Origin of the sequence: Rhizobium freirei PRF 81, from assembly GCF_000359745.1 — a bacterium.
GTDB classification, from domain to species: Bacteria; Pseudomonadota; Alphaproteobacteria; order Rhizobiales; family Rhizobiaceae; genus Rhizobium; species Rhizobium freirei.
On record NZ_AQHN01000062.1, the window covers coordinates 142,962 to 160,832 of the forward strand.

The window sequence follows — 17,871 nt, forward strand, 5'->3', positions numbered from 1 at the left end:
CCGGAAAACGGCTAGGCCCCAGGGGCGGGAGGATTACTCAGGGATTTGCACGATTCATGCCGACGGTGAGTGGGCCGGAACTCGTCTGGGTCGCATTGCCATAATCGGTGTTCGGCGAACCGCCATTCTTGTCTCTTTGGAAGGAGGATCCGTCGAAAATGTACGAGACGATCGCGCCCGAGATCGGATAGTTGGGATCAGACACGTTAGAGATATCGCGATAACCTCGCACGATATTGGAACTCACAAGGATGGACGAAGCGGAATTGTTGGTCGAATACGCGATTCCCATCGGGCAATTGTTAATCAAGTTGCCTGTCGCCATGATATCCTTCGCGGCGTTATTGACCCCAAGCCCTATAGCAGCGCCAGCTGTTAGGGAGATGACGTTGTTAGTAACGATCGCGTTCGTCTCCACCGTAATACCACGCCCGGTTGTCAGTGATGTCGAACCATCGGGATAAGGAATCGCATTGTTAGTAATGTTGATGATATTATTACTCGATACGACGCATCGATCTGCGGTGCCATCGCCGTAAAGTCCGGAGTTGGCGACACTTATGCCAAGTCCGGCGGTATCGATGTTGTTTCCACTGATGATGCCGCCGCTCAGATTTTCGCCGGCCCCGGGGGCTTCGATAAAGATCGCCACCTCCCGCATGTTCCAGCAGTAATTGTTGACGACATGACCGTTGTTTGCCGCATTCAGCCGGATCGCGGAGAATTTTGTATTGAAGACATTATTTTCGCTGATCTTAACATTGCCTGCCCTATAGACTAGGATGCCATTTCCGTATTGGCCGGTGCCACCCGAGGCGTTATCGACCCAGTTGACCGTATTGCCGGACACCACCGAACCATTGCCGCCGACCGTGCTGGTCCAAACACAAATGCCGTTGTCGTTCAGTGTGCTCAACCCGTTGTTTTCAATGAAGACTTGACAATCAATAGCAAAAATCCCAATCCCGCAATTGGAGATGCGATTATCTGCTATGCGGCCACGCGCGTTGTTAACCGCCACAACCCCTGTCGCCATCGAATTCGAGACGTTACACCCCGAGAAAATGAAGTCCGTGGTGGATGATCCGTCGAAGCGGATCAGTCCCGCGTTTCCGGAGCCATTGATCGTCTGGTTGTTGCCGTCGAAATTGATGCCGCGAACGACAACATCCGGAACGTTGTTGACGTCCAGCAGGTAGGGAGCGGCGGCGCTGAGCCTAACGGTTACGGTGCCTTGCTCTGCAAACAGTTCAAGGCGGTTGCCGCCGCCGCTAGCCGTGTCGACGAGGATCTGCGAGGTGAGATATACGCCGGGGAGCAGTTGAAGCGGCTTTGCACTACTGCGTGCATTATTAATAGCCGTTTGCAGGTTTGAAACAGCTGACCAGCCAGTGCCAGGCGAGGAAGGCGACTGGGTAACGACAAGCAAATTATCCAACGATTTTTGATAGAGGGTCATAATTTCCGTTTTCCCAATTTATATTCAACCAATTTGTCTTTCAGTATCGAAAGACAAATCGGATCGTGTTGTTCAAACATGGCAAGAACGCGACGGTTGTAGGTATTTATTCCTATTTTTATTGGCAAGGCGCTTTTAGGATGTGCATACTAGATGTATGACAACTACCGTGTGCGGCCGCAGACGGGCTGGAAAAAGACCCGATCAAAGGCTGAGGTTATCAAACGGCGGCGAAGATCATCTCCGAAATCGCATTCCGACGAGTGCTGCCGCGTGATTGAACGCATCACGTCGATGCGGCTCAATTTGCTTTGCGTCATTCCGCTCCGGAAATACCTTTCTTCGGCCGCGATAGATAAAATCCGTTGTCGAATAGCCGTGTCAAAACTGACCTGGTCAGCCGTCGAGACGGCTCGTCGAAGAAGCGCCAAAGCAAATATGAAATGCCTACCAAAAGCAGCACGGTCACGGCTATAACGGCTTCCGGCGAAGCCGTCGCCCCGACCTTGTTGAAGATCACGTAGCCGATGTGCTGATGCAATAGATAAAGAGGATAGCTGATGCCGCCAAGCGCGAGCATCATGCCTCCAGGCAAAAGCGAACGCTGTCGCTTTATCGCCAGGGCGACAATTGCCACAATGGCAAGACAGGAGACGGAGACGACCAGATCGCTATAGCCCACACCGTAATTTTCGCGATTCCACTGGGCCATTTCCACGGATTGGTACAGGGCAACCGCAACGGATAAGGCAAGCAAAACGAAATTGCGAAGTGTGTAGCCTTCACGAAACGCGGCATAAAACACCAAGCCGATACAGAAAAAGCCGCTTTCGTCGGTCAGCACGAGATGGCGCATCAAAGGATTGGCAAAGAAAGCGCGATCTATTATTGAAACAAGTAGCCAGCCGACAATAATGGCCGGATACAGCCGGAGCTTAAAAGCGCCCAGTGTCATCAGAACGAAAACCCAGCCGTAAAAGACGACCTCGTATGAGATCGACCAATAGGAGCCGTCCATGACCTGTTGCCCCAGCAGTTCGGGCTGGACGAGCAGATTAGCTGCCCATTGCGGAACGGTCGCGTTGATCTGCGGCGCGCCATAAGTAACGACGATCAGGAAAGTCAGCGTCATGCACAACACGAACATCGGATAAATTCGCGCAAAGCGTGCGATAGCAAATTGCATCGGTGTCCGCCCTTCGGCCGAGTAGGCGATGACGAAACCGCTTATAACGAAGAACATCTGCACACCCAGATATCCGTATTTCAACACCGATATCCAGGCTGGAAGGGTCATCTCGGTAACACCAAGCGTTTTGCCTCGGAACCCGAAATGAAAGAGCGCCACCGAAAGTGCAGCCAAGAGCCTGAGCTCATCGAGTACGCCGACCCGCTCGCCGGGAGCGACATGTTGCACCTGCGTCATAGCGATGTCCAAGTCATTTAGTGAGCCCCACAGTAAAAACAATCCTAAGCTTCACCAACGTTACACTCAACCGAAAGTCGGAACAAGAACGTCACTATCCGGAGAGCGTCAACGCATGACGTCGCAGCATTCTCAAGCGCCGTCGGAGTTCTTTGGCGATGTCGTCGGCAACCATCGAGAAGTAGCCACTATATTCGAGAAGCTCGCGGTCATGGAACGTATTGCGTCTGATCTCACGGTGGATGGTCGAGCGGTGACGCCCGAGTTGGCGGGCCATCTCATTGATCGGAACCTTGCGCTCGACAAGGTGATGAAGGCGCCGCCGATCGGCGAGGGTCAGTTGCTGATAGCATCGAGACATGCCAAAATCTCCAGTGCGAAGCCATTGAAATCATTGGCATGTCGCACTTGAAAATAGACTGTACCTCCCTACAAATAATGTCAAAGCTGGTTAGAGGCGCGACGCTGTCGGCCAGTTAGAAACGCGACACTGGCACCGTCGGCCAGCCCCCGATCCGACCGGCTGGGCCGGGTTGAAAGGGCAGGTTTGCAGCAAACCAATCATGTCGGCCAGCTCCGACAGAAGGACCTTGGTCAAAGCCAGTAAACCTCCGTGTGCGGTGGGAATGCCCACGCCGTCGGCTGCCTTCAGAACAACCTCGTTCGGAATGACGGCGACGGCTCCGGCGAGAGCCGAGGCGATGATATTGCGGGCAGAGAAGTCCACCGATGTCTCCATAAGACTTGCGACGATGTCATCATAGACACCAGACGGCCCCTCATATTCCCTCCCCGTCGAGATTTTTCATTGAAACGTCAGGGCTTTCACAAGCCTTCGTGCCTGCTCATGGAATTTTTCCCGGCGTCGGATGTCTACGAATTCGAACAGTAGGCTTTCGAACCGAAGGAAATCAAATGCTGTCGCGATCAAGAACCACCGCCGTCACTCTCGTAGCCATCCTCGGCATGTCCAGCAGCGCCTGGGCTCACGCTCATCTGGAAATCGCTGAGCCGGGCAAAGATTCGGCAATACCGTCTTCACCGACAGCCATTACTCTCAACTTCTCAGAGGGCCTAGAGCCCAGCTTCTCCAGCATTTCCTTGACCGACGAAAGCGGCGTGGCGGTCCCGCTGGGGCCTGCGACCGTGTCTGACGACACCGACACACGCCTCACGGCAGCGCCCGCGACGCCGCTGAAGCCCGGTAAATATCATGTGACCTGGCGGGCTCTCTCGAAAGACGGGCACAGGACGGCAGGCTCGTTCGACTTCTCAGTGATGCCATGACACCCGAACAGAGCCTCGCCATCTGTCGATTTTTGAACGACGGCAGCCTTACCTTTCTTTGGGGTGCGCTCGGACTGTCGGCGCTCGCCGACCCGGCAGTCCGCAACCAGTTGAGTGCGCGGCTTCAGATCGCCGTGCCGATCGCCGTCGGCCTCGTATCCGTCTCGGCGATTGCATCAATACCTCTTCAGGCAGCGCTCATCACAGACCAGTGGCGATCGGCTGTCGATCCCGACGCGTTGTCACTTGTGTCCGAAACACGGGTAGGAGAAGCGCTGACCGCCCGGCTCGTGACCTCCATGGTTCTTTTGGCGGCATATGTCGCGAAGGCAAACCGGGTGATACCAGTCATCGCGGGCGTCATGCTGACGGAACTGGCCTGCGTTGGGCACGCAGTGGAAGGCTCCATTCTGGAAGGACTGCTGAGGCAGGCCATCGACGCCATCCATGTCTTATCGGCCACCGCGTGGCTGGGTGGGCTCGTTGCCTTCATCCTGCTATTGCAAATGGCCAAGTCACACGAGCTGAAGAAGGCCGCCGTTGCCGCGATGGCGCTATTTTCTCGACTGGGTCATGTGGCGGTCGCGCTGGTTATCGTCAGCGGGGTTGTGAACACCTGGCTGATCGTCGGTAAGGTCCCGACCGATCTGTCCTCCCCCTACGAGGTCAAGCTGCTCTGCAAAACCGCAGCGGTAGCCGCGATGATCGTTTTGGCGATCCTGAACAGGTACGTCCTCGTTCCTGCGCTCCGTTCGCGGCGCTCCGACCTGCCGTGCCGCCTTCTCGTTCTCGCCTCTGTCGGAGAGATCGTATTGGGCCTTATCGCGCTCGCTCTTGTCGCTTCTTTCGGACTGGAAGACCCCGCGTAAAAAAATCTCGCGTCGTCCGGAATAAGTCCCCGCCTCCGTCGTCTACCCCTTTGTACCAAGCAGAAAGGAACGATCATGATCAAGCTTGATCGCCATTTGGTGATGGCGACTGCGCTGGCTGCTGCCATCTCGTGCGGCTATTCGGCTGTCGCGCAAGATGCCGCCTCGAACAAAAACGACCCGGCCGCCGCCAAGATCGCGGCTGAACAGCCTTATCTCGCCGAGAACGACGCGGCGATGACCAAGATGATGGACGACATGGAGGCAAAGCCCACCGGAGATATCGACCGGGACTTCGTCGTCATGATGACGCCCCATCACCAGGGGGCGATCGATATGGCACAGGCATACCTCCGCTACGGCACCAACGAGCAGCTTAAGCGTATCGCCCAGGAAATCATCGTCGACCAGCAGCAGGAAATCGCAGCCATGAAAATCCCCGTTGGCGACCCGTTGCCACCATCAGACGCGGCTCCGACCCAGGTCACGCCGCAGACTGCCCCCGCCGGAGCCATGAAAGCTATGTCTCCTGATATGAAGATGTAAGTGAAAGGACCTACAATGACACGCTCATCGATCGCCGCGCTTCTGCTCGCAGGCTCCATCCTCTTCCCGCTGGCCGCCTTCGCAGGTCAAGCACCGGGAGCCGCATCGGACGCCGACATCCCGATCAGCCACAAGGACCGGGTCTATGCGGCCGAGCAGTTCTCCAACACTGTCTCTGTGACCGACCCCGTCGATAACAAGCTGCTGGGCGTCATCAAGCTCGGCGATCCCCAGCCCGGCAACCTCAGCCCCCTTTACAAGGGACAGGTTCTGGTTCACGGCATGGGCTTCTCGCCGGATCACAAGACCCTGGCGGTCGTCTCTATCGGTTCGAACTCGGTGACCTTCATCGACGCGGCCACCAACGCCGTCAAGCATACGACTTATGTCGGCCGCTCTCCGCACGAGGCCTTTTTCACCCCCGACGGCAAGGAAGTCTGGGTGACCGTTCGCGGCGAGGACTATATCTCGGTCATCGACGCGAACACCTTCGAGGAGAAGACCCAGATCAAGGTTCCGGCAGGCCCGGGCATGCAGATTTTCTCCCCGGACAACAAGTACGGCTACATCTGCTCGTCGTTCAATCCGGAGACCGTGGTCGTCTCTATCGCCGATCACCAGATCGTCGGTCACATCAAGCAGGCCAGCCCCTTCTGCCCGAACATCGCCGCCTCGGCAGACGGCAAGCAGGTCTGGTTCACCCTGAAGGATATCGGCAAGACCCAGGTCTTCAACGCCCAGGCTCCCTTCAATCTCATCAAGACCATCGACACCGGTCCGATTACCAATCACGTCAATCTGGTCACCAACAAGAACGGCAGCTTCGCCTACGTGACCGTCGGAGGCCTGAATCAGGTCAAGGTTTTCCGCACCGACAACTTCGAGCAGGTCGCGACCATCCCCGTCGGCAATCTTCCCCACGGCATCTGGCCATCGGGTGACGGCACGAGGGTCTATGTCGGCCTCGAGAACGCCGATGCCTTCGCGGCGATCGACACGCTGACGAACCAGGTCATCGCCAACATTCCGATCGGCCAGGCTCCGCAGGCGGTTGCCTACCTGCCGAACGCCGTCCCTGATGGCGATGGCATGCAGAACCTGGTTCCTCTCGGCGTCGCCGGAGAGGCCGCTCACCTGAAGCTTGCCGCCAAGGGCAAGTCGCAAGGTGAAGCGACGCCGACCAGCGTAACGCTCTTCAGCCAGGGCCTGACGCAGGTATTGCAGGCTTCGATCACGGGCCTCGAGCCCAAGAAGCCATACGTTCTTGCCCTCTCCGACAAGCCGGATGGCTCCGGTCCGCTGGAAAGCCTCTCCAGCTTCATGACCAACCCGGCAGGCTCGGCGATCGTCAACGCGGTCGGCCCGATCCGGCAGATCGTGGAAGCGAAGCACAAGGACGAGCGCCGCTATCTGGTCGTTGCGACGGCCACCGACGGCAAGCCGGACAACATCGTGCAGGTGCAGCAGGACTAATTCGAACGAGGGGCCGTTTACGGACGGCCCCCACTTCGAAAGGATGCGGATATGGAAAACATGCTCGCGCAACTGGAACCGATGATACCCGCCCTACGGCGATATGCCCGCGGTTTGCTCCGCGACGTCGAGGCGGCGGACGACCTGGTTCAAGATTGCCTCGAGCGCGTCGTCTCGAATTGGAGCGGGCGCAAGAACGAAGACCCGCGCACCTGGGTATTCACCATCTTGCACAATCTGGCGATCAACCGTTTTCGCCAGCAGACCAGGCGCGGTCATGCGGTTCCACTAGAAGACCTGCCGGAACAGAGCTTCTCCGTGGCGGCCAGCCAGGAGGACACGATCTTCGGCAAGGAAGTCCTCACCGCATTGGACAGGCTGCCTCCGGACCATCGCGGTATCATCCTGTTGATCTCGGTCGAGGACCTGTCGTACGCAGAGGCTGCCAAGGTACTTGGCGTACCCTTAGGCACCGTGATGTCGCGACTGTCCCGGGCCCGTGAACAGCTTAAAGCCATGCTCGAAAGATCCACGATACAGCCGGAAGCGGACAAGCCATTTCTCAGGAGGGTAAAATAATGCGCCCCATCACCGAAGACGACCTTCAGGGTTACGTCGACAAGGTCCTCGACTCCGAGCGCAGGATCGAGGTTGATCTCTACCTGGCCGAGAACCCACAAGCCTCTGCCCGCGTCGCCGCCTTCAAAAAGCAGGCCGACGCGTTGCGGGCGGCGCTTGCGCCGGTGGCCGCGGAACCGATACCTGTCCGCCTCAATCTCGAGCACATCGTGGCGACACGCCGCACCGAGCGGACGTCCGCATGGAGGCTCGCGGCAGCCGCCATCGTGCTCGTCGTGGCAGGAGGCACCGGAGGGTGGGCCATGCGGGGCATCGCCACACCACCGTCGGAGGGCGTTGTCGCGCTTTCGCAGGAGGCTTCCGCAAGTTTCTCGACATTCGCTATGGGTTCGGATCGCCCCGTGGAGGTCAGCGCCGATAGCCCGGCCCAGCTCGCAAGCTTCGCCTCATCCACGCTAGGCCGCGCCGTTGTGCTTCCAGACCTCACAAAGTCCGGATATCGGCTGATGGGGGGACGCGCTGTCGCCACGATGCATGGTCCAGGCTTCATGCTGATGTACGAGAACGCCAAGGGGAGCAAGCTTGTAATACTGTCCAGGAAAATGGTCGTCGACCAGAACAAGGCGATGGTGGAGCATGTCGAAGGTCGCTTGAATGGGTGGTCCTGGGCAAACGACGGCATGGGGTTCAGCCTTGTCGGATCGACGGACCCTGAGGAGCTTCATCCACTGGCCGACGATGTGAGGTCACAGGTTTTAGTTAAGAGCACCCTTTGAGGGGACACCATGTTCAATTACTGCCGCCCCCTATCCTCGCAAACGGCATGCATCACATCGCTAGCCGATTGTAGCGGCGGCCGCCCTCATCATTAGTCTGCCGAAACGGTTCGAAAGACAGTGGTTTCGCCAACAAGAGTCGTGGAGTAATGCTCTTGAAAGGATCAGAACCGGCGCCCCATGATCTCAAGGTAGCAAATCCACTGCGGAAACGGAGATAGGTCAACGAGAGAATGGCGCATCAACACAGCGTAAAGGTGTATTTTCCTACCGGACGGCCAATGCGGCGACACGATCGGCCGCGGCAGAAAAGCCTTGCAGGGACACCTGAAAGCCAAGTGCGTTGCCACCATCAGCAATAACTTTGAGATTCAAACGCGAGCCAGTTCGCAATTTGCCAAGCGTCGAGGCGTCAACCGGAAGCAAGGCAATGCAGCCGTTGGGCAAACAAGTGCGAAAGCGCACCGGCTTCAGCGGCGGCTGATCATCGATATTCGGCGTCACGCCAGAGTCGAGGACAATTCCAAACGGCAGCAGTAGCGTTGCGAGCGCGCCGCCGTCAGGACGTATCTGCATTTCGACGGCAAGCAGTCTCTGACCATTTTGCTGGGTTTGATCTTGCGAAATCGCACATGCCGGCGCCTTATCGCGTTGACTGCACGCAACGTGCCAGTCCTGGTAGGTCTCCTGCAGGCTTGATGCGCCGTTTGGTAGAGCCGATTGGGCAAAGGCCGCAGGAGCGAGCGTCGGCGCAAAGCCCGCGCAGACAAAGGCGAGCACTGCATAAGATATGAGGACCGCTGTCCGAGATGAAATGAATGCCGAATTTGACAAGGGATGAGATCTTTCAACTTGAAATGCGACCTTTCGCTCTCGGCTCCGCAGGAAGCGAGGACGGCGAACTAGTGGTCAGGGATGACTGTCATGGCTGGGCTGGGTCAAGTACATACCCACTCTCTGACGGCGCAGCGGGAGCCCGAACGTTCGCAAGCGGTAACTGCGAGATCTTCAGCCTCTTGGCGCGTCGGGGCGGAGTTCGCACTCCACGGCGTGGAGCCATCGCGTTTTTCTTTGCCAATGGCGAGTGCACCACAGTGATGATACGGAAAGCCGGTATTGTCGTCGTCATTCCAGTGGCGGTGATTGCGGAATACGCTCGCCACGACGCAGTTGCTGCCGCTGTTCCGTTCGCAATGCTTGATTGCGATGTCCATGGCCTCCTGCCGTTTGTCGGCTCCCCAGAAGAAACCATATTTCTCATCAGGTGTGGAGTAGGCGATGGCCGCCCAGATGCCGCGCTCCTCCGGCGGAGGGGCCGGAGCCTGATCTGTCGTAAAAAGATCAGCGGCCCCCGGATGGCTGCTAGAGACAAGCAGCATGCCCAATGCCACCATGGCAGATGTCAATTTCATTTCGAGCCCCCGTGTTTTCCAGCTGCCGAAGCCACCGAAATGACGACGCAGCCGTTTCCGGCCGGCAGAAGCATGGCATTGCCGCCGTCATTGCCAAGTTCATAGACGCCGATCTGTCCGAGATTGTTGACGAGTTTGCTTCCGTTGGGAAACTTGACGGAAACTTCCGGGCAAGATGCCGTGAACGGCGCCACGCGAACCATTGCGCCTTCGCAGCCCGATGGAACCGGCGCCGCCAGTACAATGCCCGCGGCCGGACCGCTGTAGCCCTGCGTGGCATAGTTCATGCCGACAAGCGCCTCCACAGCATGCTTATCGGCTGCCTCGTTGTTCCAGATCGATTGGACATTGTACTGCGTGCCGCTCGTCAGCAACTGCCCGAGAACCGGGAAGACGGTCGAACAGGATTGCAGCCCGGCCTGTTTGGCGTGCTGCAAAAACGGCGTGTCTGGCAGCGCAGGATTGGCATCGTTCGCCGCTGCAACCGCCGGCTTCGGCAGCAGGTTCCCGATCAAGTCGTATCGTGCCACGGCGTAACCGGCAGCACCGGCGATCACAATTGCAAGCAGCGAGAGAAGGGACGTCTTCCGCCATCTCCGCCGCAGCATCGTCTGCTCGTCGACCAAGTTCTGAATTGCGGCGTCGTTTCTGTTCCGGGACATGATACGCTCGTGGATTGATTGCTGGGTCATTGAGAATCCGTCCGTCACTTTATCGCCTTAACGGCAGTGGAAAGGCCTTTGAGATTTGCCGTCACGCTGATCGTCCTTCCATCCGTCGTTGGATAGGAGATCGCCGGCGCGGTGCTCTTCGAAATCTGCTCTTTCATCATCGGTCCGATCGGAAGCATGCCGACGCAAACGGTGTGGCTGCACCCATCGAGCTTGACTTGTATGGGCTCCTTGCGGCCCTCGAATTGGAGCGAGATGCGACCGTCGCTCCTTGCAACCGGGGCCGTCCGCAAGATCATGTAGGGCTCGCCTTTTTTGGTGGCGGCGAGCGACCAGCTGAACGCAATTTGTCCCACCCCATTCTCGATGATCTGGGTGACGTTGCAAACCCGCTCGCGGCTCTTCAGGTTTTCGTCGCAGATCAAGGTCCAATTTTCGAACGGGCGAATGATCCTCTGATAATCGCCAGGCTTCAGCTCACGGGGAACCACGACGTCAGAAGGCTTTATGCGGTAGTTTTCGCGGGCAGCCTCCTGTCCGGCCGCAAGAGGACCGAACAGGAGCATGAAAGCCATGAAAGCCGGGACGCCGAAAAGCACTTCTTTCAACATGGCGGGCTCAATTCAAAGTGACACTGAGGCCAGCGCCGACGCCCACTTGGCCGCCGGCCGCCGTGCCCGACAAGTTCCCGCGAATTCGCCCGTCTTCGCTGGTATAGCCGGCGCCGAAGGCCAAGGCGCCTTCGCCCCGCCACACGCCGCCGCCGACAGCCACGCTCAGCTTGCCGGGACGGTCGTCATAGCGAAGCGATGCCGCGGCAAGCCCTATCGCGGCCGCCTGCCTCGCCTCGGAACGGATGTCTCCGAGTTGCTGGTTCAGTTGCCCGAATTTCTGGTCCGTATAGGTATTGGCCGCAGTCAGCGTATTGGCGACGGCAGTGTCCGTGTACGATTTGACCTGGGTAATGCTGTCGCCCAATTGGGCCACGTTCACCGCATCCGTGGGGGCAACGCCCCTGCCGACGTTGGAGATCACCACCGGCGCATTGACGTCACCGCCCTGTAGGGTGATGCTGTTCTTCTTGCTGCCATCCGGATTGAGGTCATAGGTGACGGCGTTTTTGGTAATCGTCCCGACACCGGTCTGCAGATCCCCAATCGCCGAGTTGGTCGCATAAAGCTGCGAGCCGTTGATGGCATCGGTGCTGTCGGCGGCAATGCGGCCGGCAGCGACATTCGTGATGGTTCTTTCCGCTCCTGCTGCGCCCACACTCACCGTACCGACAGGCGTGGTGCCGGCAAAGGCATAGTTCTTGCCCTGAATGGTGGTTCCAGCCGTACCGACAGCAGCCTGCGTTACCGAACCAGAGCCTAACGCCACGTCATTGGCATTGTTGGCCCGTGCCCCTTGGCCGAGAGCAACCGCGCTCGGCCCTGCGGCCGCGGCTCCGTTGCCGGCGGCCAGGCTGTTCGCTCCACTGGCTACGCTCTGAGGCCCAATCGCAACACTGTCGGTGCCGCTTGCTGCGGAATCGGCGAGCGTCGAATTGGCATGGAAATATTTGATGCCGCCGCCATTGTTGATGTTGGTCAGCGTGTTGTTGACCGCGCCGAAGGCATCGTAGACCGTCGAATAGTTGTTGCCCTGGATGTTGTAGGTGGGACCGGTGATCGAGCCATCGGGGTTCACCGTTGTATTGCCCCCGATCAAGCTGGTGATATTGGTGCCGAGGCCCCGAAGCTGATTGACGTTTACGGCGTCAGTACCAGCCGAACCGGCTGCGACGTTGGTCAGTTTCCGTTCCGATCCAGTCGAGCCGATCGACACTTCGCCGACCGAGTTTTGCAGGCTCGTAAGGGCGAAGGCGGTATAGTTGGTCTGCGCGCCCACTGAGGTTATGGATTGCGCGCCGAGCGCAACGCTGTTGATATTATTGCTTTGCGCGCCGGCGCCGAGTGCGACCGATTGGACGCCCGCAGCAACCGAGTTTGTACCGAGCGCAACGCCGTCAGCCAGCATGACATGGGCGTTCTGGCCGATCGCCGTACCGCCGGGAGCAATCTGATCGACGATCGCGCCATTGCCGATGCCGATGCCATTGTCACCGTTGACCACCGTCGTGGGGCCTACCGCCACCGACTCGGCGCCGACAGCGAGGGAATCACCGGCGGCCGAGTTCGCATGGAAGTACTTACCTGGCGTCGTGGCTACCGAGGCGATGGCTCCCTGGAGCTGCCGAACCGTGACGGCATCCTGCGCGTTTGTGCCATCAGCGACATTGATGATCTGTCGATAGGCGGTGCTCGAACCGACAGAGACCGCACCCAGCAGAGCTTTATCCGTCGTATTGTATTGGATGAAACCCGTCGGGCCTGCGGCTATCTGGCCGAACGCCGGGGCTAGGGGGCGATCGGAGATCGATCCCGAGCCAAGAGCCACCCCACCGACAATGGCTGCATTGCTATTTCTTCCAAGCGCGAGCGAATTGTCGGCGACGGAAGTGGCATTGTAACCGACGGCGGTGGAACCGATCCCTTGAGCTGAGGAATCGCTGACGGCAAGGGTTCTGTCGTTGGTGCGCACATAGCGGATGCCCTTACCGTTTGCATCGGTATAGGTTGTCGATGTGTCGCCGGCAATGTTGTTGATGGTATTGCCGAGATTGGTGATGTCGGCCGTGTTCTGCGTGACCTGCCCGCCGATCGTAGTAACCGTGGTGCCGATGGCATCGACCGCCCGATTGGTGGCAAAGAGCTGCGAGCCGTTGATCGCGTCCGTCGAGGACCCGCTGAGCCGTCCCGCAGCGAGGTTGGTGATGGTGCGCTCGGCACCAACCGTGCCGACGCTGACCGTCGAGGTCGGAGTGGTGCCCTGGAAGGTGTAGGTCGCGCCGTTGATCACGACATTGGGCGTGCCGACCGCGACCGCGGTCACCGACCCAGAGCCAAGCGCCACGTCACCAGCATTGCCGGCGGCGGCGTTGGCGCCCAGCGCCAGTGCATTCGCGGCGCTGGCATTTGCTGCTTTGCCGATGGCCGAGGCATTGGCGCCGGAGGCGCTCGAGTTGGCGCCGGCCGCGATGGCGCCCGTCCCTGCAGCAGTCGAGACCGGTCCGATTGCGACCGAGTCCGTCCCCGTCGCCGAGGAGTCCGCCAGCGTCGAATTGGCATGGAAATACTTGATGCCGCCGCCGACGTTGATGTTGTTGAGCGTGGTGCCGATGGCATCGACCGCCTGATTGGTAGCGAAGAGCTGCGAGCCGTTGATCGCGTCCGTCGAGGACCCGTTGATGCGTCCGGCAGCGACGTTGGTGATGGTGCGCTCAGCACCGACAGCGCCGACGCTGACCGTCGAAGTCGGCGTGGTGCCCTGGAAGGTGTAGGTCGTGCCGTTAATCACTGCATTGGGCGTGCCGACCGCGACCGCGGTCACCGAGCCAGAGCCAAGCGCCACGTCGCCAGAACTCGCTGAAGCCGCCGCACCATTACCGAGGGCGACATTGCCGACGAACCCGGCCGCACCTGCTGTGGAGCCGTTGCCCAGCGCCACGGCGCCCTGGCCGATCGCCTTGTTGTTGTTGCCGATCGCGACTGCGCCGGCCGCCTGGTTGGCGGCGGTGGCGCTCGCCGTGCCGTCGCTGTTGGCAATGTTGTTGGCGCCGCCGGTGAAGGCGCCGGTGCCGCTGGCATAGCTCGGATCGCCGATGGCGACTGCGCCGTCGCCGTAAGCAGTATTCCCCGCGCCAATGGCGACCGCCTTGCCACCGGTTGCGGTCGCGCCGGTGCCGATAGCGACAGCGTCGGCAGAGTCCGCAAAAGACTGGAGACCGAGCGCGATGGCGTTGGTTGCAGTCGCCCCGCTTTCGCGTCCCATCGCAATGGTGTCATCAGCGGACGCCGTCACGTCCGTGCCGACGGCGATGGCGCTCTGCCCACTGGCGCTCGTTGCAAAACTCGTCTGACCGACATAGACGGAGTTTAGCCCGGACGCGCTCGTCCCAGCGCCGACAGCGACGGCATTCTGGCCGCTGGTTCGCGCACCGCGGCCGAGAGCGGTACTGGCGATTCCGCTGGCACCGGCATCACGTCCCACGGCCGTGGCGCCGGTGGCCGTCGCGCTGGCTTGGAAGCCCACGGCTGCAGAGGTGTCGCCGCCAGCTACGGTTCCGATGCCGAGTGCAGTACTGCCGGCTCCACCGGCGTTGGCGCTGACGCCGGCAGCCAGAGAATTGTCTCCCGTTGCTTTCGTTCCAGATCCATACGAGGAGGCGTTTGTGCCACTGGCAACGGCCTGGCGCCCCGTGGCAGTGGAATTGTCGCCGCTGGCGCTGGCGCCGGCGCCGGTGGCAACCGAAAGAACACCACTTGAATTCGCATTATTGCCGAGCGCGAGGCCGGAGGTCGCGGTGCTGGCAACAATTGCGCCCGATCCTATCGCAACAGCACCACCGACAGCCAGCGTCTGCGCCTGGTTACCCAAGGCGACCCCGAAATCTCCCGACGCTACGGCGCTAGAGCCGACGGCCACCGAGTTAATCGCCGATGCCGCGGCGGACTTGCCAAGGGCAAGGGCACTGTCCGCGCTGGCGACGGAGCTCCAACCTCCCGCAAATGCAAAGTTGGCGGTGGCACCGGAGCTGACGCCGAGGGCAGTGGAGTTTGCTCCCGTCGCGCTGGAGAAGGTGCCCAAGGCGCTGGCGCCCGCTGCGTTGGCAGTGGCGTTCACGCCAAGCGCCACCGAATTGACGTTGCTTGCGACCGTGCCGGCACCCAGCGCCATTGCACCACCGACGCCTGAAGCCGACGCGCCACGGCCAAGCGCCACCGTATATTGTCCCGACGAACTGGACAGATAGCCGACCGCCGTCGATGTGATGCCAGAGGCGACCGCTCCATTTCCGATCGCAGTTGCCTGATTCGCCGAGGCGTTGGCCGAAGTACCGAAGGCGCTGGCGCCGGTCCCTGTCGCCGAAGCGGTGGTGCCGACGCTCGTGGCCCATGCCCCCGTAGCGACCGCCGCGTTGCCGATTGCCACCGCTTCAAAAGTAAACCCCGGGGGATTGACTCCGCTCGCATTGGAGTTCACGCCAATAGCAATCGGAGAGCCGCCACCGGTGCCAGTGGCGACTGCTTGGGCGCCGGTTCCTATGCCGACCTGCGAACCGGAACCACCGGTGGTCGCCCCGCCAAGGGTCACAGTGGCGGCACTCGCCCCCGAGCTCGCAGCCATGACCGTGGCAACGGCGGCCGCCGAAGCCGGAAGCATCCCGAGGAGCCCGCCCCTACCGATGCCGAGCATTCCGTGCCCCAACCGGCTCCGTTTGAAGCCGAGCACGCGATGGGCCATGCGCAGCACGGCCATCAGGCGACGGCGGACCGAGCGGTCGCCGTCGCCAACTGAAACCCAGTTTCGAGCAAATCCGGTACGAGACTCGACCTGCAGAGGCTCCCCAACGCATTCCTTCATGCTGCTTTCTCCTCGCTATTGACTGGACGGCTAGGCTCGCTTGGACCCGCATCGGCGGCCGAGGCGTCGTTGAAATCGTAAATTTCTTGAAGCGCGCGCCCCATCTTGGCGGCTTGGCTTTCGAGCTGCTCGCGGGTACTTTCGACCCACGGCTGCGACAGAGTTGGGACGGTACGCAATGCAGCATCGGCCCGATCGGGCGGAAGCTTTGTCCCCACAAGGGCTCGGCAGACTTCGAAATGTAGCAAGGGATCGCCGTCTGCATATGCCGGCGAGGTCAAACCAAGGACAAGGCAGGCAAATAGGTATTCAAGCTCCGCATCGGTTATGCGACTGGCGTACCGTTGTTGTAGGGCAGTCCATGCCACCTCGATTTTCGGAGCAAAGATACCAAATCCCGGAAATTGAATGTCCATAATGCACCGAATGATTGCCATCAGGAACATGGCCTCATTTCAGCGCGACGGTATTTTAGAAAATTCCGGATTTTTTTTAGAAAACTACGATTTCTTGCTTGGCCGACTGCGGGTGTCGCCGCTTTGCCACACCTACCTGAGGCTGTTTCGCAAACTTACATGGTGATTTGCCGGCTTCGGGAAGCAAACTCTGCTCCGTTCGCGCAAAGGCGGATGCTAGAGCGGCTCAATTCTTCACGGAATCTGAGAACCGCTCTAACTTATTGTTTTTACGCAATTCCGGACGGAAAACCGCTGCGCACTTTTCCTGGAATTGCTTTAGGCCCGGACCTTTCTCCGGCCAGAACTCAATAATGAGCGCGAGAATAGCGATATTGGTTCCGGCCGCATCTGATCGAGACGCGTCAGCAAGGCGCACCAAGTTATCGCTCGAACCGGAGCCCTGTCGGCGTCCGTCCCCGATATCTCTTCATCGTTGTCGCCAAATGGCTTTGGTCCGAAAACCCGGCCACGTAAGCAACTTCTGCAATCGGGATCTCGCTCTCGACGAGCAATTTTTCCGCAAAGTCCAAGCGCAGATTTATGAGGTAACGGTGGGGCGGCATGCCAAAAGTCATGGCAAACCTCACTATGAAATGGTTCGGCGAAATGCCGGCGACAGCCGCAAGTTCAGCGACGTGAACCTTTTCGGTAAAATGTTCACGCAGATATTCTTCTATGCGTCGGGCGCTTTTGGTGGAGAGCCCTCCTCTGGGCGGCTGAGGCTGTTTCATATGACTTGCATAAGTGCGAAGGAGATGTGTGCTAAACAGCGTAACCAATGAATCAAGATAGAGTTCATTCGGAGTTGCTTTCCCGGTTAATTCGACAGAAATCCTCTGTGCAATGCCGAGGGCTGTGCGATCGACGGTCCCGAAGGCAGGCGGCTGAAGCTCGACTTTGGCAAGATCGAACTCCTGAAGCGCCAGTTCCGACAGAGTGTCGGGGGGAATAGCGACGACGAGATTTTTCCTGGTTTCGGACCAGGCAAGGCTGCTGTCCACACCGGCGGGATTGATGATGAGACATCCAACAGGCGCATCATACTGGGTAATCCGGTCGCTACCGAGAGATGCTCGCAAGCCGCGCATGGGAGCAAGTACGATTCCCATTGCGTGCTCTTTTGCCAAGAACGTCTGTGATCCGGGATGACGGACGGAGCTGATGACGCTCCCACGCATGGTGGCCTTTCTCGGGCCTGCACTTTCAGGAATTATGTCGAACACATATCGATCGGCCCGTTCCCGAGCCTCACTTCCATAATTCATCCTTCATCGCCCCGCCCGAACGAAATCCTGTAAGCGCCAACAAGCAGACGAGATCTCAGTTTCGCGTGAGATCTCAATTTCCCAACACCACCAGCTCGACGCAGCCGTTAATCAGCCTATAGTCCGAGATTAAATAGTACAAATAACTGAGTTTGGAAGGGGAGATATATGTATGGTAAAAAAA

Annotated in this window: 16 protein-coding genes and 2 pseudogenes; 6 read left to right on the forward strand and 12 right to left on the reverse strand. The window is 59.2% G+C overall.

Features of this window, described 5'->3' with window-relative positions; genetic code table 11:
- Positions 1-37: 37 nt before the first annotated feature.
- The 4 genes and pseudogenes from RHSP_RS16670 to RHSP_RS16685 all read right to left on the reverse strand — a co-directional run bounded on the left by RHSP_RS16670 (position 38) and on the right by RHSP_RS16685 (position 3,612).
- Positions 38-1,459, reverse strand: coding sequence for a TIGR03808 family TAT-translocated repetitive protein (locus RHSP_RS16670; protein WP_004119537.1), 1,422 nt, complete (start codon positions 1,457-1,459; stop codon positions 38-40).
- A gap of 316 nt (positions 1,460-1,775) precedes the next feature.
- Positions 1,776-2,885, reverse strand: coding sequence for an acyltransferase family protein (locus RHSP_RS16675; protein ID WP_004119538.1), 1,110 nt, complete (start codon positions 2,883-2,885; stop codon positions 1,776-1,778).
- 115 nt (positions 2,886-3,000) lie between these two features.
- Positions 3,001-3,246: pseudogene (locus RHSP_RS16680) on the reverse strand (helix-turn-helix domain-containing protein); the annotation flags it as partial.
- A 90-nt stretch (positions 3,247-3,336) separates the two neighbouring features.
- Positions 3,337-3,612: a hypothetical protein gene (locus tag RHSP_RS16685; RefSeq protein WP_004119544.1), complete on the reverse strand. Its 276-nt coding sequence runs from the start codon at positions 3,610-3,612 to the stop codon at positions 3,337-3,339.
- A 188-nt stretch (positions 3,613-3,800) separates the two neighbouring features.
- Here RHSP_RS16685 and copC point away from each other — a divergent pair, with 188 nt between their 5' ends.
- The 6 genes from copC (at position 3,801) to RHSP_RS16715 (ending at position 8,415) form a co-directional block, all read left to right on the forward strand.
- Positions 3,801-4,172, forward strand: coding sequence for a copper homeostasis periplasmic binding protein CopC (gene copC, locus RHSP_RS16690; RefSeq protein WP_004119555.1), 372 nt, complete (start codon positions 3,801-3,803; stop codon positions 4,170-4,172).
- On the forward strand, positions 4,169-5,041 hold the full coding sequence (gene copD, locus RHSP_RS16695; RefSeq protein WP_004119557.1) for a copper homeostasis membrane protein CopD: 873 nt from the start codon (positions 4,169-4,171) through the stop codon (positions 5,039-5,041). The genes copC and copD overlap by 4 nt, the downstream gene beginning before the upstream one ends.
- Before the next feature lie 75 nt (positions 5,042-5,116).
- The gene (locus RHSP_RS16700; RefSeq protein ID WP_004119560.1) at positions 5,117-5,587 is read left to right on the forward strand and encodes a DUF305 domain-containing protein; all 471 of its coding nucleotides are present in this window, start codon (positions 5,117-5,119) and stop codon (positions 5,585-5,587) included.
- A 15-nt stretch (positions 5,588-5,602) separates the two neighbouring features.
- A complete protein-coding gene (locus RHSP_RS16705; RefSeq protein ID WP_037152474.1) occupies positions 5,603-7,060 on the forward strand; it encodes a YncE family protein in 1,458 nt (485 codons plus the stop codon).
- Between the two features lie 51 nt (positions 7,061-7,111).
- Positions 7,112-7,639, forward strand: a complete 528-nt coding sequence (locus tag RHSP_RS16710; RefSeq protein ID WP_004119566.1) for an RNA polymerase sigma factor — start codon at positions 7,112-7,114, stop codon at positions 7,637-7,639.
- Positions 7,639-8,415 (forward strand): anti-sigma factor family protein, encoded by a 777-nt coding sequence (locus tag RHSP_RS16715; RefSeq protein ID WP_004119567.1) that lies wholly within the window; start codon positions 7,639-7,641, stop codon positions 8,413-8,415. Before RHSP_RS16710 ends, RHSP_RS16715 begins: the two co-directional genes overlap by 1 nt.
- A gap of 267 nt (positions 8,416-8,682) precedes the next feature.
- On the opposite strand, the gene RHSP_RS16720 is transcribed toward RHSP_RS16715, so the two are convergent.
- From RHSP_RS16720 to RHSP_RS16755, 8 genes and pseudogenes are all read right to left on the reverse strand, one after another.
- On the reverse strand, positions 8,683-9,195 hold the full coding sequence (locus RHSP_RS16720; protein ID WP_004119569.1) for an invasion associated locus B family protein: 513 nt from the start codon (positions 9,193-9,195) through the stop codon (positions 8,683-8,685).
- A gap of 158 nt (positions 9,196-9,353) precedes the next feature.
- A complete protein-coding gene (locus RHSP_RS16725; protein ID WP_004119576.1) occupies positions 9,354-9,827 on the reverse strand; it encodes a DUF4189 domain-containing protein in 474 nt (157 codons plus the stop codon).
- Entirely contained in the window at positions 9,824-10,519 is a 696-nt protein-coding gene (locus RHSP_RS16730) for a hypothetical protein (RefSeq protein WP_037152478.1), read from the reverse strand. Before RHSP_RS16730 ends, RHSP_RS16725 begins: the two co-directional genes overlap by 4 nt.
- 14 nt (positions 10,520-10,533) lie before the next feature.
- Complete coding sequence (locus RHSP_RS16735; RefSeq protein ID WP_004119582.1) at positions 10,534-11,109, reverse strand: invasion associated locus B family protein; 576 nt, start codon at positions 11,107-11,109, stop codon at positions 10,534-10,536.
- 7 nt (positions 11,110-11,116) lie between these two features.
- Complete coding sequence (locus tag RHSP_RS36155; protein WP_476705484.1) at positions 11,117-13,579, reverse strand: YadA-like family protein; 2,463 nt, start codon at positions 13,577-13,579, stop codon at positions 11,117-11,119.
- Positions 13,571-15,964 (reverse strand): annotated as a pseudogene (locus RHSP_RS36160) (YadA family autotransporter adhesin); the annotation flags it as partial. The pseudogene RHSP_RS36160 and the gene RHSP_RS36155, both read right to left, overlap by 9 nt.
- Positions 15,961-16,410, reverse strand: a complete 450-nt coding sequence (locus RHSP_RS16745) for a hypothetical protein (protein WP_004119590.1) — start codon at positions 16,408-16,410, stop codon at positions 15,961-15,963. The pseudogene RHSP_RS36160 and the gene RHSP_RS16745, both read right to left, overlap by 4 nt.
- Positions 16,411-16,802: 392 nt before the next feature.
- Complete coding sequence (locus RHSP_RS16755; RefSeq protein ID WP_004119593.1) at positions 16,803-17,687, reverse strand: helix-turn-helix domain-containing protein; 885 nt, start codon at positions 17,685-17,687, stop codon at positions 16,803-16,805.
- Between the last annotated feature and the right edge of the window lie 184 nt (positions 17,688-17,871).

Excerpts from the sequence above, each read along its gene's own strand:
- RHSP_RS16670 (WP_004119537.1), bottom strand. The coding sequence starts at position 1,459 with ATGACCCTCTATCAAAAATCGTTGGATAATTTGCTTGTCGTTACCCAG.
- RHSP_RS16675 (WP_004119538.1), bottom strand. The coding sequence starts at position 2,885 with ATGACGCAGGTGCAACATGTCGCTCCCGGCGAGCGGGTCGGCGTACTC.
- copC (WP_004119555.1), top strand. The coding sequence starts at position 3,801 with ATGCTGTCGCGATCAAGAACCACCGCCGTCACTCTCGTAGCCATCCTC.
- copD (WP_004119557.1), top strand. The coding sequence starts at position 4,169 with ATGACACCCGAACAGAGCCTCGCCATCTGTCGATTTTTGAACGACGGC.
- RHSP_RS16700 (WP_004119560.1), top strand. The coding sequence starts at position 5,117 with ATGATCAAGCTTGATCGCCATTTGGTGATGGCGACTGCGCTGGCTGCT.
- RHSP_RS16705 (WP_037152474.1), top strand. The coding sequence starts at position 5,603 with ATGACACGCTCATCGATCGCCGCGCTTCTGCTCGCAGGCTCCATCCTC.
- RHSP_RS16710 (WP_004119566.1), top strand. The coding sequence starts at position 7,112 with ATGGAAAACATGCTCGCGCAACTGGAACCGATGATACCCGCCCTACGG.
- RHSP_RS16715 (WP_004119567.1), top strand. The coding sequence starts at position 7,639 with ATGCGCCCCATCACCGAAGACGACCTTCAGGGTTACGTCGACAAGGTC.
- RHSP_RS16725 (WP_004119576.1), bottom strand. The coding sequence starts at position 9,827 with ATGAAATTGACATCTGCCATGGTGGCATTGGGCATGCTGCTTGTCTCT.
- RHSP_RS16730 (WP_037152478.1), bottom strand. The coding sequence starts at position 10,519 with ATGACCCAGCAATCAATCCACGAGCGTATCATGTCCCGGAACAGAAAC.
- RHSP_RS16735 (WP_004119582.1), bottom strand. The coding sequence starts at position 11,109 with ATGTTGAAAGAAGTGCTTTTCGGCGTCCCGGCTTTCATGGCTTTCATG.
- RHSP_RS16745 (WP_004119590.1), bottom strand. The coding sequence starts at position 16,410 with ATGTTCCTGATGGCAATCATTCGGTGCATTATGGACATTCAATTTCCG.
- RHSP_RS16755 (WP_004119593.1), bottom strand. The coding sequence starts at position 17,687 with ATGAATTATGGAAGTGAGGCTCGGGAACGGGCCGATCGATATGTGTTC.